Origin of the sequence: Bacteroides sp. GM023 (assembly GCF_014750685.1) — a bacterium.
GTDB lineage: Bacteria > Bacteroidota > Bacteroidia > Bacteroidales > Bacteroidaceae > Bacteroides.
On record NZ_JAAXGE010000002.1, the window covers coordinates 1 to 16,910 of the forward strand.

9 protein-coding genes and 1 pseudogene are annotated in these 16,910 nt (G+C 40.7%); 1 reads left to right on the top strand and 9 read right to left on the bottom strand.

The features are described 5' to 3' along the window. The first annotated feature begins 423 nt into the window (after positions 1–423). Positions 424–1,587: an IS4 family transposase gene (locus HC965_RS02975; RefSeq protein WP_191030052.1), complete on the top strand. Its 1,164-nt coding sequence runs from the start codon at positions 424–426 to the stop codon at positions 1,585–1,587. 86 nt (positions 1,588–1,673) lie between these two features. On the opposite strand, the pseudogene HC965_RS02980 reads toward HC965_RS02975, so the two are convergent. The 9 genes and pseudogenes from HC965_RS02980 to HC965_RS03020 all read right to left on the bottom strand — a co-directional run. Continuing rightward, positions 1,674–1,853 (bottom strand): annotated as a pseudogene (locus HC965_RS02980) (tyrosine-type recombinase/integrase); the annotation flags it as partial. A 106-nt stretch (positions 1,854–1,959) separates the two neighbouring features. Then, positions 1,960–4,503 carry a glycoside hydrolase family 31 protein gene (locus tag HC965_RS02985; protein WP_191030053.1) on the bottom strand — a complete coding sequence of 848 codons (2,544 nt, stop codon included), beginning with the start codon at positions 4,501–4,503 and terminating at the stop codon, positions 1,960–1,962. A gap of 85 nt (positions 4,504–4,588) precedes the next feature. After that, positions 4,589–5,659 carry a family 43 glycosylhydrolase gene (locus tag HC965_RS02990; protein ID WP_191030054.1) on the bottom strand — a complete coding sequence of 357 codons (1,071 nt, stop codon included), beginning with the start codon at positions 5,657–5,659 and terminating at the stop codon, positions 4,589–4,591. Positions 5,660–5,677: 18 nt separating this feature from the next. Beyond that, the gene (locus tag HC965_RS02995; RefSeq protein ID WP_191030055.1) at positions 5,678–6,199 is read right to left on the bottom strand and encodes a hypothetical protein; all 522 of its coding nucleotides are present in this window, start codon (positions 6,197–6,199) and stop codon (positions 5,678–5,680) included. 24 nt (positions 6,200–6,223) lie between these two features. Then, positions 6,224–7,369 carry a SusE domain-containing protein gene (locus HC965_RS03000; RefSeq protein ID WP_191030056.1) on the bottom strand — a complete coding sequence of 382 codons (1,146 nt, stop codon included), beginning with the start codon at positions 7,367–7,369 and terminating at the stop codon, positions 6,224–6,226. A gap of 20 nt (positions 7,370–7,389) precedes the next feature. Beyond that, positions 7,390–9,282: a RagB/SusD family nutrient uptake outer membrane protein gene (locus HC965_RS03005; protein ID WP_191030057.1), complete on the bottom strand. Its 1,893-nt coding sequence runs from the start codon at positions 9,280–9,282 to the stop codon at positions 7,390–7,392. A gap of 18 nt (positions 9,283–9,300) precedes the next feature. Beyond that, complete coding sequence (locus tag HC965_RS03010; protein WP_191030058.1) at positions 9,301–12,405, bottom strand: TonB-dependent receptor; 3,105 nt, start codon at positions 12,403–12,405, stop codon at positions 9,301–9,303. A gap of 165 nt (positions 12,406–12,570) precedes the next feature. Further along, entirely contained in the window at positions 12,571–14,601 is a 2,031-nt protein-coding gene (locus HC965_RS03015) for a hypothetical protein (RefSeq protein WP_191030059.1), read from the bottom strand. Between the two features lie 283 nt (positions 14,602–14,884). Then, complete coding sequence (locus tag HC965_RS03020; protein WP_191030060.1) at positions 14,885–16,897, bottom strand: glycoside hydrolase family 65 protein; 2,013 nt, start codon at positions 16,895–16,897, stop codon at positions 14,885–14,887. Positions 16,898–16,910 lie beyond the last annotated feature (13 nt).

Consider the following 16,910-nt stretch of genomic DNA (forward strand, 5'->3'; position numbering starts at 1 on the left):
GCTATTAGGGCTCACGAGGGACTTGCACCCGTTAGATAATACTCATGCCGAGCATACACAAAAAGGGCTGCAAACTCCATAAAGTTTGCAGCCCTTGGCCTATATCAGAGACTCTGTCTTCCTAGCTGACGCTGGAAGACAAAGTATATTTGTCACTATATTGCACTGTTTTCAAATTCATTTTTATCCATTTTTTCGTTTATCGTTCCATAAAAACGATGTTCTTTCTCTACCAACACCAACAAAGATACAATATTTTAAAGCATTTGTCAAGTGATTAGTGAACTTCAATCTTAAAACATTGCTGTCCCATTAAAATCTAAAATAGTTCTTTGAAATATTTGAAATTTAGTTAGTTACAGAGTTTTTTCGATTAAACGGATTTCGATTTGCACCTTTGACTCTCTAAAAGGAGATTTGCAAATGCATAAAGATAAATACGTTTTCGCCCAACTAGTGTCATTCTTGGATAGGAATAAGTTCAATTACATTGTACGCAAGTATGATGGCGACAAATATGTGAAGCACTTCACTTGCTGGAATCAACTACTTGCTTTGATGTTTGGTCAACTTTCTAATCGTGAAAGTCTGCGAGATTTAATAGTTGCGCTTGAAGCCCATCATTCCAAATGTTATCATTTAGGAATGGGCAAAAACGTATCAAAGTCATCGCTGGCACGAGCAAATCAAGATAGAGACTATCATATCTTTGAAGAATACGCTTACTACCTGGTTGGTGAAGCACGACAAAAGCGTGTTAATCATATTTTCAAACTTGGCGGTAACGTTTATGCCTTCGATTCGACAACTGTTGACTTGTGTCTTTCAGTCTTTTGGTGGGCTAAATTCCGCAAGAAGAAAGGTGGTATCAAAGTGCATACATTATATGATGTAGAAACGCAGATCCCTGCATTCTTTCATATCACGGAAGCATCCATACACGATTCTAAAGCGATGATTGAAGTTCCTTATGAACCAGGCTCTTATTACATCTTTGACCGCGGTTATAACAACTTCAAGATGCTGTATAAGATTCAGCAGATTGAAGCCTACTTCGTTGTCAGAGCAAAAAAGAATCTCCAGTACAAATCCATCAAATGGAAACGTAGGCTGCCTAAGAATGTGTTTTCAGACGCAAGTGTACTTCCGACTGGATTTTATCCTAAACAATATTATCCAGAGCCAATTAGACTGGTTAAATATTGGGATGAAGAACAAAAAAGGGAGTTCATATTCATAACCAATGCGATGCATATATCTGCACTTCAAGTTGCCGAACTTTATAAAAATCGCTGGCAGGTAGAGCTGTTTTTCAAATGGCTCAAGCAGCATCTTAAAATCAAAAGATTTTGGGGTACTACAGAGAACGCTGTTCGAATACAGATATATGCTGCAATATGTACTTACTGTTTGGTGGCAATCATTCAACACGATATGAAACTGGATAGAAGTACATACGAAGTGCTACAAATATTGAGTATCTCATTGACTGATAAAACTCATCTGAGAGACCTCTTTGATAAAACTAAATTTCAAAATGACAAAGAACGATTCGGACCAAATGGGCCAAGTTTTTTTAATTTTTAATTTGTCCCAGTTTTAATGGGACACTAGTGATCTTAAAAAATAAAAAGAAGAAGACAGTGCCTTTAAGAATTGATCTTCATTCTATATTACAACAAATTTGTAACAACAGGATTTACCTGCGCTAACGTTTCCTGGTCGAAGTCTTTCAGATACACCCGCGTCATCTCTTCTGAAGTATGTCCTAACCCTGCACTAATGATAGATATAGGAGCTCCACTTTCTCGTGTCAACGTTGCCCAAATATGGCGGGCTGTGTAAGTAGTCAATCGCCAGATTCTTTTGAATTTAAAACGTCCTGTTTTTTTTAGTACTAATAAAAAAAACAGGACGTTTTTAATCACCCCACTAGTATATTTGTTTGTGCTATTAAAACTATTTGCTCCAACAGATAGACTGTAAGAACCATACCTTATTATCATCGTTCAAACCCTGACGCTTCAAAACTTCAGGAAGCTCACCATAACATTTCCAGAATTCGGATACTAAAGAAGAAATCTTGTCCGGATCATAAGTTACCGCTTCGCTTAAACTTCCCATTTTACCAAATTCTTCTTTAAAGCAAATATACGAATCACGATATTTCAACTGTTCCATAGATTTGGCGATTCGCTTGGATGCTCCCAGCAAACCGTTCATATCAGCCGTTTCTGTAGGATAAACTATTTTGATTATCTTTTCCTGGTCACAAGACAAAACCGGCAGGTCAACTGAAAGCGCAAACTCTTCGCCTAAATATTCAAATTTGACAGGTTGACCGTTGACAGTGACTGACTGTGGAACAAGCGATGAAAGCACTTTCACTTTAAAGGAACGGGAAGCAGGCATATCTTTATACTGTCCCTCGCGTTTACCAATAACAACTGTTTGTTCTTGTCCCTGGCGAGAAGATGCCAATTTAGTCACAGCATATTCTGATGCATAATTCTTGTCGTTTCCATTATCTTCGTAGAAATTAAAGGAAGACGCTCCAACCCCACCTGGGAATATGGTAATCACGACCTCTTCATCATTGCCATTCAGATTCATTACTTTTCTTGTGTACATCGGTAATACAGCACCTGCTTTTACATAAATCGGATATTCATCAATAGCAAAAGGACGCTCTATAATCTGCCCACCTTTCAGCAAAGTACCCGTATGCAACTCATACCATTCGCCTTCGGGCAACCAAACACGTACCTGTACATAGCCATCTTTAGCAGGAGCTGTGGCAGGAGCAACCAGAATATCATCTCCAAACATATATTCATTACGGAACTCATAGGCTTCCTTACTATCTGGATAATCATAATACATCGGACGGCAAAGTGATAATCCTTCATCATAACCTTTACGAGCCATTGTATAAATATAAGGAGCCATCTCATAGCGTTGCTGGATTGTCTTACGAAGAACATCACAATATTCTTTGTTGAATACCCATGGTTCCTTATTCAAACCGGCACTTTTTTGGGAATGTGTACGCATAATCGGGCTTAATGCTCCAAATTGCAACCAACGAGTGTACATTTCCGGATCTATACTTTCACCGATATGTCCTCCCAAGTCATGACTCCAATAACCATATAATACATTGGAAGCTGTCGAGTTAAAGTAAGGCTGAAAATCTAATGATTTCCATGAAACAACAGCATCACCGGAGAAACCTACCTGATAGCGATGATTACCCAAACCGCCCCAACGGTGATATAACATCGGACGTGTGTCCCTGTTCTTTTCCATATTGCTAAAGAACGCATAGTTGATCCACCAAGTGTTGCTCAAATTCTTCACCTTCGGATCATATATCCCTTGCTGCCAGTCCAACCACCAAAAATCAACACCATCTTTCTCCATTGGCGTCAATACATTCTTGAACATATTCTTGATAAACTTCTTATCTGAATTTATCCATGGAATTGTCTGTTTGGACTGAGGATCGACTCCCATATCTTTTGCTAATCCAGGATATTTTTCTTCATAAGAAGCCACTCCATCCGCCGGATGTAAGTTAAGGGTGATTTTCACATCATTCTGTTTCAGATATCCCAAAAAGTCCTTTGGATTCGGGAATAAATCACGGTTCCATGTCCAACCAGTCCAACCACCTTTTCCTTGTTCTGTATAGTGCCAGTCCATATCTACCACCAATACATCCAAAGGAACCTGATAAGTATGGAAATTGTCAATCAGATTACGGAACTCCCTGTCAGAATACAACCAATAGCGTGACCACCAATAACCAAATGCATACCGGGGAGGTAATGGCACCTTTCCCGCAAAGAGTGTATAATCTTTCAAGGCAGCTTTATAGTCATGACCATATGCCATGAAATACCAATCCTGTCCGCCGTTGGCCGGACGCTCTTTCACCCAATCCCAATCTTTATTATCATCAAACAAAAGTCCCTGAGAATCATCAATAAAAGTCCAACCGTCCGTAGCCAGCAGGCCATCTTCCAATTTCAGCTTATCACCTTTCTTTGTATCAGCCACCCATGTTTGTGTCTGTGTATCACCATCCATACCATCCAATGTACGATAGGTTCCTTTCAAGTTACCCTTCTGTTGCATACCGGGTTTCCAGGTAAAAGGCAATATTTCTTTAGCAGCGGTGATAACCAAGTTCTTATCTGTAAACTGTCCACTGTTTTTCTTATAACGCATCTTCATTTTAGAAGTCGTTATTTCAATCCATCCCCCTCTTGTTTTTAGTTTGTAATCTACCTGGGGATAGTTACGATTCACAACGATGTGAGATCTATCGTCTACGAATTTCCCATCCGGAGCATACTCCATGCGGAGCGCTCCATCAGAAATGACTGTAAATCTTACATTATCATCTGTATAAGCAATATTTCGCTGTGTGTTTTGCGCTTGCAATACAAATAGAAAACTCTGCATAACACAGAGTAAAAGCAATAATCCTTTTTTCATGATAACATTTAAAAGCAATAAATTTATAATTCGAGAATTAAATAGGGTAGTTGTAGTTATCATAGCTACAACTACCCTATACCAACTACTTACTCTGCTTGAAAGTCGGAGCTTCCGCCTTTACAACCGGTCCGTCCCCTACGAGATAAGGCCAGTCATTGTCATCCCAATAAACTCTATCAAGTAATACCACACGACCTAAAGATGGATCGGCAGTCCGATAAGCATGATAGATTATCCAATCTTTACCTTCATCATCCTGTACTATTTCAGCATTGTGTCCCGTACCCAAGAATGCATCATTTCTGTGTATCAGTACCTCATGTTTGTTATCATTCATGTCTTCACCGGCTTTATTCAAATAAGGACCAAAAAGATTAGTGGAACGACATACAACCGTCTGATATGTACTATTCGCGCCTTCACAACAAGTACCTGTAGAGCAGAACAAATAATAATAATCACCTCTTTTCAATATATATGACCCTTCATAGGCATTGGTATTTCCTGTATTGGCAGCAACCTGTATTTTTGTCGCTTTCGCATTCTCGATTCCACCCTTCAGAGATAGTCCGTCCTCACTCAGTTCAACACCCCAAATGCCAAACCAACTTCCCCAGAAAAGATATTTTTTGCCATTATCTTCAATATAGAAAGGGTCAATACTGTTGTGTACACCTATTTCATTACTACGGAACATCTTACCTAAATCCGTAAACGGCCCTACAGGAGTATCCGAAACGGAAACACCTATGCCACAAGTCGCTCCTCCACCCCATGTAGACATCGAATAATACATCACATATTTACCGTTAATATAATTAATATCCGGTGCCCATATGCCAACACCTTCTCCGGTTTCCCAAGACGGCTTCTTATCCTCTTCGTAAGCACCACTCACAAAAGTCCAATGTACTAGGTCTTTGGATTTGTGTATCCATGTATTCCCTCCGGTAGCATACAGATAGAAATATCCATCCTCCGCCTTTATCACTGTCGGATCCGGATTATCGGAGTCGATAACCGGATTTGAATACCACACTTTGTCTGCTAATGGAGCTTGTTCTGCTTCACCTTTCTGCTTATCGCTATTACCGCATCCCCATGTGAACAGGGAAATTATTCCAAGCGCAATTGTATGTTGTATGTATAACATAAGTTTAAGTTTTTCTTGTTAATTGTTACTAATCTGCTCCGGATTCACTTCTATGCCAGGGCCTAGTATAATATTAATCTCAGAGGTCTTCGAAGCTTTGGATACATCCGAGGTTATTGGCATGCCATCCGCTTGAAACGCTTCCAGCGTAATGCTCAACTGAGCTTCGTTTCCATCCAGTCCAAAAGCCTTCATGTATTCCATTATCTGTCGGTTGGTAAAAAGTAGTTCGCGCACTCCATCGTAGGTCAGTATGCTTTGGTCTTCTACTTTTATAGTTTCAAACGTTTCATCGTCCACTTGCAGCCCCAAGGTTATAACATACTTTGATGCCGTTTCCATATCCAGCCAGCGGTAAACGAAAGCCACTCCATCTATATTTTCCTGCACAATCTGTACATAATAGGTTCCAGATTCTACTTCTACCCGCGGTACGCGTGGTTGCGGCTCACCCGCACTTTCTACATCACTGCATGCTCCCAACACAAATATATTAGCAAGCAAATAGATTATAATAAACAGTTTTTTCATGATTTCCATATTTTAATTAACTCACTATGAAGATTACTCTGCAGGGTTCAAATATATCTTCATTTCATTAAGGTCTACTGTCAAAGTGTATTTACCGTCAGAAGCAACACTCCATTTCAGGTCACCACCTGCATCTTGATACCTTGCTTCTCCAAGTTCATGTTCTGCAGCCGGATTGGCACCCGCAGTAGGAGCAAAGAAGAATTTGCCGCCCCAGTCAAGATCCACTGAAAGTTTAAATTCATTGTCACCACCATTGAAATGGAAATTGCCTGTATATGTCCAAAGTTCCGGATGACGCGGATCTTTGCTTGTCAAGCCTCCCTTATCTTTAGCAACCCCCAAGTCCCAGCCAACATCGCAAGAATTACCGACAATCCAAATGCCATCCTTGGGTAGAGGATACAAACTGACTATATTCACATCAAATACATTCAAATCGACTACCATTGTATATGTGCCTCTCTTCGTATTTTCCAACATCTCATAATCACCTTCTTCCGTTACATACTGCAAAGAATTATCTCCATTCTCACCTTTCATATAACATGGATAGTCCGAATCTGCACTAAGGGCAAAGAAGTATTTACATGGCTTCAACTCTGCCGTTGACTGATATATACCCGAACCAACTACCTTTTCTGTCATTCTCCGGACAGTTCTTTCTCCATCACCGTCCAGCATTACCATATAAATTGCAGTAGCATTCTTATCATATCCGGCCACGTCCAGTTGTATTTTCGACAATTCCGGTTTCAAATATTGAACTGATGAATTCACTTGCGCAATCACCTCAGCTTCAATGGTCACCTTATCCCCGGGAAGTATGCTCCAGGAAGCCAAAATATCATTCAACTCACTATGTGTGAAACTTATGGAACGTTCCCCCGATATATTTTCATATAAATTAGTTACATTAGAATGCAAATCTGCCATATACATCCTAAAGAAATAAGTGATACTGGCATTTGCACCGCCACGCTGAGCTGCGGCATCCCATGTAAATGTAACAGCCGTTTCGTTCTCGCTCTCTTTCTCTAAAGTAATTTCTGTAGAAGAAGCTTTCAACAACATCTGATCCACAGGAGTTTCCAGTGTATAGAATTCCGGCTCTTTGTTACAACTCGCTACTATCGACATAAGAAAGAGCAAGCATATTAGTTTCATTATCTTATTCATAATCATGCTTTTTCATTTAATTAATTCCAGAAAGGTGCCTGAACAAGGTTAGGATTCTTATTTATCTCTTGGAAATATACCGGCATCCAATACATCGCTCTTTTCCATACACGTGTCTGAAATACAGTTCTCTTATAAAACTCATTACTGTTCGTCCCACCATAATTCATACCAAAGTCATCTCCACACATTTCAGGAAGGCTCTCTACGATTCTCCACCGACGAATATCCGACCAGCGTGATCCTTCACAGCAAAGTTCAACACGACGTTCCATGCGGACTATATCACGCACTGCCAACTGATTATCATCTACATGGATGTACTTAGCATCATCCGCCGACACGACATTCAATGTATATTGTCGGACGCCTGCACGTTCACGTACTTTATTCACATATTTCAACGCCTCCTCACGGGATGCCTTATCGTCATAAGCCTCATTGATTGCTTCTGCATAATCCAGATAGGAAGCCGACAAACGATACAGGAACATCTGGCGCCATTTGTAACTGCCATTCTTCGGGTTATCCTGAGGATACACTTTTTTACGAACCAAATAACCATTCTGAGGTGCGTCATGCGTATAGTCATTATCTTTCTGGTTCTTAAAGAACTCAAACTTACGATTAGCCAAAGCATACCAGGAACCATTATAACTTACTGTTGTATAGAAGCGCGGCTCACGATTACAATACATATTATAAGTTCCCGCATCAGTCACATCTCCTTTCTGTCCTGTTCCACCAGCCCATTCAGTAACCCTAGTCTCTTTTTCTGTAGAAAATCCTTCTTCTACATATTTCGCATTGCTATCTTTTATCGGAAGTCCGTTCTTCATAAAGAAAGCATCCACTAGTCCCTGATATACACCCAGACCATTTCCGCCACCATATTCTTTAGTCACAGCTTTATTAGTATAGAACTGGTAGCTTTGATAAGCGTCTTGCTTCGTATAAGGGAACAAGATCTCTTTATTTCCGTCCTGAAACTTGGTAAACCAAACATTCTCAAGTGAAGTGAAAGGGTCGATTTCTCCTTCGGCATTATATTCTACATACAAACGGTAGCCAGCCTGTTCTGCTTCATCAAGCAGTAATTTGCATGCTTCAGCAGCTTTTACCCATTTCATTTGGCTGTAAGTAGAATTGAATAATTCTTCTCCTTCCCTATTTTTATGTCCGATGTACCACTCGTTACCATTTACCAATGGGCTGGCAGCAAACAACAGCATTTTTGCACGAATGGTGAGACACATTACAGAAGTAATACGACCATATTTCTCTACGCTTTGCCATACAGCAGGCAATTGTTTGGATGCTTCCAGCATTTCATTATCCAAATGGCTGACAATCTCATCGAATGGTCTTTGTCCCACCATCAATTCAGAAAGTGTAAAGTCTGTGGGGGCAATGTAATTCGGTCTGAAAGGTATCGGCCCATAAGTCTCCAGTAATTGCCACCAATAGTATGCGGCGAGAAAACGTGCTTCCGCCTTCATATAATCCACTTCTCTCTGAGGCAGGTCTGCATCGGGCAATGCATGTACGCGCTCAATGAAGATGTAAGCCTGACGTATTTTACGTGGAAGGCCATCCCAAAAATTTCCCGCCCATTGTGTATTGGGAGTCCATCCCCCGAGGATTTTAGTTATATTAGGCCAGTCCCACTGTTGCCAGCGTGCAGAAGCGGTCAAGTCATCTGCAAAGACTTCCCATCCATACGTGTTCAGCCAGTCATTTCCCGGATTGGGGATACGGCTGTATACATTCGCCAACCAGGATTCTACCTTTGTCTTGTTTTCAAAGACCATATCAATATCAATCTCCGTATCCGGTTCTTTGTCAAGATACGTACAGGAACCCAACGATACGATGCCTATCAAACCGGCAATTATATATTTTCTTAAATTCATGATCGTCATTATTTAATATTAGAAATTCAGGTCAACTCCAAACATAACGGAACGCATAGCCGGATAACGCAAGCCGGTATCCGTGTTCAATTCCGGATCCCAAAGTTTGAACGGGGAGAAACAGAACAGGTTATTGCCGCTCACATAAAAACGAATTGATTTGGAATGTATCTTTTCAGTAACTGATTTCGGCAAAGTATATCCCAACTCCAACGTTTTCAGGCGTAAGAAGCGCATGTTCTTTTTCCACCATGTAGAACTACGGTAGTTCTGGCGGTTAGGTTGTTCCGACAATCTAGGCCAAAATACATCCTGAGAAGGATCTTCTTCTGTCCACCGGTCATTATAGTTGGAATAAACATTTCCTTGCAATGTTTGTCCGCTACCCGGAATAAAGTAAGTAGTGTTACCGATTACACGATACGTATCACCGGTTCCCTGAAAGAAGAAATTCAAATCCCAGTTCTTATAGTTCACATTACCTCCGAAGCCATAAACGATACGTGGGTCTACCGTCCCACCAATAAAGCCTTCGTCCTCATCGGTAATGAAACCATCACCATTCATATCTACATATTTAATATCACCCGGACGAACTTTGGAAGCCCCCACATCTTGTGTCGGTATGCCGAACTTCAAGTTGCCATCCGCATCGAAGTCGTCTGCTGTGAACAGTCTTTCTGCTTGCAATCCTTGCAAAGTATTTAGCGAACGTCCCGTCAATCCTTTATATGTACCTTTTACAGATTCCGGTTCGTCAAACTCGTCCACCCGGTTGATAGCATAAGTAAAGTTGGAACGGAAACCTATAAACCAGTCCTTATTGATTTGTTTATTATAATTTAAAGAGAATTCCACACCACGGTTAGTTACTTCACCAAAATTCGCCCATGGATTTGTCAGGAACCCGGTTTGTGACGGAATAATTGCACGTTGCATAAAAATGTTTGTACGTTTCTCCCTAAACACATCCACCTGCAACTCCAGTTCATTCCATAACCCCAACTCCACTCCGAGATTCATTTTCAGGGCTGTTTCCCAAGTAAGGTTTTCCACTCCTACTTCCCCTTCAGAGATACCCTTACGTTCAATCTGTCCTGTATCACCCCAATTGTATTTATCGGTATCCGTATTCAGTGTAGTCATATAAGCAAAACGACGTCCGCCAATGTCATCATTTCCTACTTTTCCTATAGAACCCCTCAACTTCAATTTACTCAAAGTGTTTCTGAACTTGTCCATAAAAGGCTCTTCGGATATAAGCCAACCGACTGCAAAAGAGGGGAAAAATCCAAAACGCTTTCCTTTGGCAAAATTCTCCGAACCGTTATAACCAAAGTTGAATTCCGTCACATAGCGGCTATCGAATGTATAAGAAAGGCGACCGGCAATACCTTGTTTCCTATAAGGTTGCACACTACCATTATCAAAACTTTGCTGATTGTATAAGAACAATGCATCGATGTCACTTTTTCCGAAGGAACGGGCATAGGTGAGTGTTCCTTCAAAGTACACTCTCGAGTTTCCATATTCACCTTTATTACCATGTCCCAAAGATTCGTCTCCGTACTTCAATACCGAATGAATCAGATTTCCTTCTACATCACGGCCAGTAGCAATAGTATGGTAAGTCGCGTCTTTTCCCCTGGTTATCGAACTTTGGTTCCAGCGGTCGAACGAGAATGTCACTTTTGCTTTCAGCCCCGGAGTTATCATTTTCAGGTTCTGCTCAACAGCAAACAAAGATTGAATCTGTGAAGCTGTAACCACATCATATCCACGTTGCGTCACTGCTGCCCAAGGATTCACACCGTTAATAGCCATAATAGGAATTGTTCCGTCAGAATAACGGGCGGGATGCACAAAAGGAGAAGTTATAAACGCCCTATCAAAAGCATCATCCGTACTAAAAGCTTGTTTACGGTGTGTTTGCAGGAAACCTCCGACATTCAAACGCAGCACTGTTGTCTTTGTCACATCCAAGTCAACGTTTGCACGCATATTGTAACGAGTTAACTTCGTTCCCGTATCGTAAGGCAAGGACTTATCTGTTTCCATGATCCCTTTCTCACCAAAGTAAGAGCCAACCAATGAATAACGCAGGAAATCGGAACCACCCGATACTGTCAGGTTTGCACGAGTAGAATAGGCATAATCTTTGGTTATTTCATCCAGCCAGTTCACATCCGGATACAAATCCCTATCATAACCATACCGCGTCCTGTCAATCTGTTGTTGGCTAAAAGGCATACGTGACTTGTCTTCTGTTATTGCATTTATCAAAGCCATATGATCAGCCGCACCAATAAATTCAGGAAGTTTTGTAGGTTCTGCAATAGAATGTTCTACCCGGAGATTCACCGAAGGAGCACCTATCTTACCACGTTTTGTATTAATAACGATGACACCATTCGCACCACGCACACCATACATTGCACTTGCCGAAGCATCTTTTAATACAGAGAACGATTCTATTTCCGCAGGGTCGATATGATTCAAATCACGTTCGATCCCATCAACCAATACGAGTGGTGACTGTCCCCCTGAAAAAGAGGCAATACCACGAATCCAAAAATTAGAAGAATCGTATCCGGGTTCACCTGAACGCTGTACTGCTATCACTCCGGCAATTTGTCCTGCCAAATTATTAGTAACAGAACGAGTAGAACCCACTTGTAATTTCTTAGGCTGCAAGGTTTCGATAGATCCGATAACCGACATCTTTTTCTGACTGCCGTAGCCAGTAATCACTACTTCATCCAGTGCTTCAATATCTTCTTCAAGAATCACATCAAAATTAATCTTGCTTCCAACCTTTAACTGTTGAGTCTTGAATCCAATATACGAAATCTCTATTACAGAATTCTTTCCGGGTACATCCAAATAAAAATGCCCGTCCATATCCGTAATCACTCCAGTTCCTGTCTGTTCCAGCACACGTACGTTCACGCCAGGAAGAGGATTCTTATCCTTATCGGTTATCGTACCACTGATACGAATACCTTTCGCTTGCTCCAACATATTCGTCTTACCATACATAGAAGAATGCACAGGTAAAGCGGAGCTAGCGCTTGTTCCATAATACAATAACAAGCCAACAAACAATGTTTTCTTTAAATCCATAATATTAAATTTAAAAATCTCATAATAAATACTTTATCTCATATTGAGTGAGAGCAAAAGTAGGCAACCAATACAGAATGTAATAAAACAGATAGACCAATAATTAAAAAAAATCGTTCAAAATTAAATTAAAATATAATTGGAATATCTTCTGACCTATTTCTGTCATTTTAAGAAATGTTCCGCACGTCCCGGAGTCAATAACTCCCACAAAGAAGCGACTGTCCATCCCGGTGCGAAGATATCGTTATAATACCCTTTCCCGTTTTTGCCGTAATCCCAACCTGTATGCTGAACAACTTCCGGATAGTAACCAGCTTTAGCTATTCCACACATATGTCCCTCATGAGGTAGCAACTGGCGCATAGAAGTAGAAATAACTTCTGCAAAACGGGTAAAACGCGGTTCTTTATATTCTTCTGACAACCATTGCAACACGGAAGCAAACTCAAAAACGAACACATCAATATGATTATTTTCTACGGAGACATTACCCCACCCACGGGTTTTCAGACCTATATCACCCAGCATTTGTCCTTGAGCGAAAGGAACATCCCATACGTAGTACCATGACAATGCAAAATAAGCAGCTTTTTTTGTCAAGTCAGCGTAATGACGGTGTTCATCCCCCTTTGTTATTAACGAAAGATAGTAAGTAGCCGTAGCTGCATAAAGAGAAGCCTCTTTATCTTCACAATTAGCATCGAGAGTAGATGAAAAATAATCAGCTTTAGAAATCAATACTTTCTCCAAATAATCCGCCGTTTGTTTAGCACTGGCTAAATAACGTTTATCTTTAAAATACTTATATCCCATCACTAAAGGCAATGTAGCCGAAGGTGTACTCCCCCCACTATTATCAACGACTTTAAAATCATCGTAAAATTTACGAGGAAAGCTACCGTCAGGGTGTTGCAACTGCAAAAGCATATCCAGCATATTTCTCATCTTTTGTTCCCATTCAGGGTGGCGGCGTCCGTTTTCTTTTTCATAAGCGAGGAAATGCAACATTGCATATATTCCTTCTGACTGACGGCGGATGCTATGAACAGGATCTTCATATTCTTTATCAAAATCAACTGATTCTTTAAAGAAGCCGGCCTGAGTAAAACCATTCTTGAGATAACTATCGAATACTTTCATACTATTCTCCTTCAGTTCTTCCCTGCCGCATTGGCAGCCATACTCCCAGGCATTGAATGCGTTAAGAAGTACACGTCCGATAAAGCCGATTTCTGCTTGACCGTTACTCTGACAATCAGCTGTACGCAGGTGAATGCCGGAATTAAAGGTTAATGAATGACCGGTCACCAAGCTGCTCACAAAGAAACGGCTCAGTACTTCTTTCATATCTGCAATAGAATAAGAGGTTTCAACCGGTACCGGAGCATACGTATCATAGCTATATTCCCATGCATGACAAATAAAATCAGAATAATCATCCGCCTTATTTTCCTGGATTTCCCATGTCAATAGAATCGTTTCTCCTTTTTTCAGGGATTGAAAAGCTTCTACAGCCGGAGCCAATGTTAATTTGCGGATATAACTTTTAGGAGCTTCACGATAAGGAAAGCCAAATGAAAGCGCAGCCGTTCCGTTCAAGTTTTCGAATCCTGTAAATCCGATAGAAGTCTTACCGGAAAGAATAATTTCACCTTCCCTGTGAGTAGACAAAGCTTCACCCACAAATTGGTCTATACGGCTCACTGTTACAAAACTCTTTTCCTTTTCCGAATAAATACCCGTAAGAGGAGCACTTAACCTGTCTTCGCGTACCAACCAACTGTCCGAAGTGTGAAATGAAGGTGCTTCCTTAGGAGAACGAAGGTTCCGACGATACCAAAAACCCGGCATATAGAATTGGCAATCATCATGACGAAAGCCTGTCAACATCTGCTGGCTAAAATTAAAGTAAATATCCTCTAAGGCAGTCAGAGTGACGTTTATGCGTAATTTACCATCCATATCCTCTGTTTTCTGAGTTATAGTCATCGGGATGCTTTCAGAAGCTTCCAATAAATAGGATGAAGGGTCATTCTTCCACTGCCGCAATTCCAATGAATATTTCTCCGCCTCATTCCCCGGAACTTTTAAAGAAATAGATGCAGAAATATTCTCCGGAATATAATTGACGGCTTCAGCAACGTCAACATACAATGCAATAAGCACTCCGCAAAACAAACATTTTAAATTCATGTAAAAACCTAATTATATGAATCAGTAGTAAAAGATACTGGTTCTGTGTTAATACTAATTATGACTGTAGCAAAAGTAGGGATTTGCATAAACTTCGGATATTAAAAATTGACCAATAAATGAAAGTTCAGTCGCAATCGGAGTAAAAAGCAGGTAAATATCAGTGGATAATATATTCTTTAGTAGATATATAGATGCGGCGTAATGGATATATATAGCTACTGTGATGCATATACATACCCACCACGGCAGGTATATATACACCATTCAAAACTCAATAAGGTTATTTTTGTATTCTGCTATAGGTCTTTTTGTCCTTTCCTACTCCCGTTATCGTTAACTTCTTCCAATGTTTCGGAAGTTTAGATGATAATTGTTTGATGCCGTTATCCGTAATTTCCAGGCCACAAAAACCATTAATTACAGTTTGCAGAAGTCCACCTGCACCAGTTACAAAATAAGGATTCGTTCCTCCAGCACCTTCGGAAATAACACCAAACGGCGGTAACTGGTTAGGACGGTAACTTTGCACAAACAATTCATAAGCTTTTTCACTCTCACCCAGACGTGCATATTGCAAAGCCAACACAGAAAAAGACATTGCCGGTCCAGTTTTATCTATTTTATCTTCATAATATTCCAAATCCTTACGGATCTCTTCCGGACGGGTAATCAGATTCAGCGGATACACCAATAAGTTAGCATCTGCCTGCTTGATAATTTGTCCATTATACCCTTCATATTCCATAGTTACCCCATCTTCAAATTTCGGGATTCGTAACTTTGATGCTATCTCCTTCCAGATTGCCGGAACCTTGACGCCACATATTGCAGCAGCTTTGGCAGCATCTTGCAATGTACGCATAGCGGCACCATTGGTAAATGCATTATCATCCACCCCTTCAGCATATTCATCGGCACACACCACATTACGAATCGAATAAGAACCATCCTTATTCTTCTCCACCCGACTTACCCAAAATTCTGCCGCCTTCTCCATCAGAGGAAAACCTTCTTCGCGCAACCAACGTTTATCACCATTCATACAGTAGTAATTCCAGGCCGCGATAGCAATATCGGCAGTGATATGATGTTCAAAAGCTCCGGTCAATGCCCAAGTCGGACATGACTCTTCTCCCGCATCATCGCTTTCCCAAGGAAACATGGCTCCGTCATATCCATAACTCAACGCTCTCTGACAAGCAGCTTCCAATCTGTCAGTACGGTAGTCCATCATTGTTCTTGCAATGCCCTGATTCATGAAAAGCATAGGCGGATACATCCAAAACTCAGTATCCCAAAAAATATGCCCGTTGTATCCCTGGGCAGAAAGCCCGAAAGGAGAGATACTCAACCGGCTTCCCTTACGGGCATTAGAATAAAGATTGTAAAAAGCAAAGCGTACGGCACGCTGTGCCTCGTCATCTCCTTCAATCATAATATCCCCTTCCCACAGCTCATTCCAAAGTTTCCGGTGTCCATTCATCAAACGGTTCAGACCTTCTTTTGCGCCATAAATCACTTCACGGTCTGACTCATTGTATGGATCTATAAAATCACGTCCTGTACACACTGCGCCTAATAATGAAAAGGCAAACTTCTCTCCTTTCTTTATTGAAACAGAAATCCGGTTTGCTCCATTATATTGTTGCTGTACATTCGGATTTTTATCATAAATAAAAGCAGAAGAAGCCGACACTTCCTGTTCGCGATATTTAGATAAAGCCCAAGTACGCACTATTTTCAGTTCGTTTCCATCCACATTCACACTTATCTGTTTCGATTCGGGGTTCTTATATTCATCCGGCACATCAACAGCATTTGCTACTGACAGATACATATCTTCCAACGCTTTAACTTCTACACGGATTAACCCCGCATAGGGTAAATTTCTCAAAGCACAAATACTATAAGCAATGTTCGCTTTTCCACCATAAGTGAAACTGGTATTATGCGTGGCTTCCCTCATATCTATGCACTGTTTCCATTCAGAGACATTGTCACCATTCACCATCTGCCCATTAATTTGCATTTGCAGATTAAATGGGTTTATACCCCGCAACACACGGCTCACATCCTGTGGTCCAGCAGCATCAAATACATGATTCAACATGACATGATGAATAGAAAAAGGCTCTTTCCACGGCAGGATACCAATTCCACCGTTGGCAACTGCCGCCCCGTAATAAGTTCCTTGATAATCAGTAGCCTGTATTTTCCATAAACTTTCCTGCCCGTTCGCCTTAATGGTTAGAACCGATACCAGACAAAAAAATACAATAAATAGATTCCTCATATGTTACTATGTT